The 909-nt window shown below is 47.0% G+C and carries 1 protein-coding gene; it reads right to left on the bottom strand.

The annotated features are described in order from the left end of the window. A partial coding sequence (tuf, locus tag L5M17_RS22885) for an elongation factor Tu (protein WP_263149288.1) occupies positions 1 to 909 on the bottom strand: 909 nt, incomplete at both ends.

The following is a 909-nucleotide window of genomic DNA, read 5'->3' on the forward strand; positions in this document are numbered from 1 at the left end:
AGCACCAACTGTACGACCACCTTCACGGATTGCGAAGCGTAAACCTTCGTCCATCGCGATTGGGCAAATCAGAGTCACTACCATTTTGATGTTGTCGCCAGGCATTACCATCTCTACGCCTTCTGGCAGTTCGATAGTACCGGTTACGTCAGTTGTACGGAAGTAGAACTGTGGACGGTAGCCTTTGAAGAATGGAGTGTGACGTCCGCCTTCTTCTTTTGACAGAACATAAACTTCTGATTCAAAAGTMGTGTGYGGGTTRATTGAACCTGGTTTAGCCAATACTTGACCACGTTCTACGTCATCACGCTTAGTACCACGTAATAACACACCACAGTTCTCGCCTGCACGACCTTCGTCAAGCAGTTTACGGAACATTTCTACACCAGTACACGTTGTTTTAGTCGTTGTGCGAACACCAACGATTTCAACTTCGTCACCCACTTTAACAATACCACGCTCAACACGACCAGTAACTACTGTACCACGGCCTGAAATTGAGAATACGTCTTCGATTGGCAGTAGGAACGGCTTATCGATRTCACGTTGTGGTTCTGGAATGTAAGAATCCAGTGCTGCGGCTAATTCAAGGATCTTAGCTTCCCACTCTGGTTGACCTTCTAGGGCCTTCAGAGCTGAACCTTGGATTACTGGTAAATCATCACCTGGGAAATCGTATTCTGACAGAAGTTCACGCACTTCCATTTCAACCAATTCCAGTAACTCTTCGTCATCTACCATGTCACATTTGTTCATGAACACGATGATGAAAGGTACGCCAACCTGACGAGAAAGCAGGATGTGCTCACGAGTCTGTGGCATTGGACCGTCTGTAGAGGCAACTACTAGAATCGCGCCGTCCATCTGTGCAGCACCAGTGATCATGTTTTTAACATAGTCAGCGTGGCC

The sequence above is a fragment of the Shewanella sp. SW24 genome (genome assembly GCF_025653395.1).
GTDB lineage: Bacteria > Pseudomonadota > Gammaproteobacteria > Enterobacterales > Shewanellaceae > Shewanella > Shewanella oncorhynchi.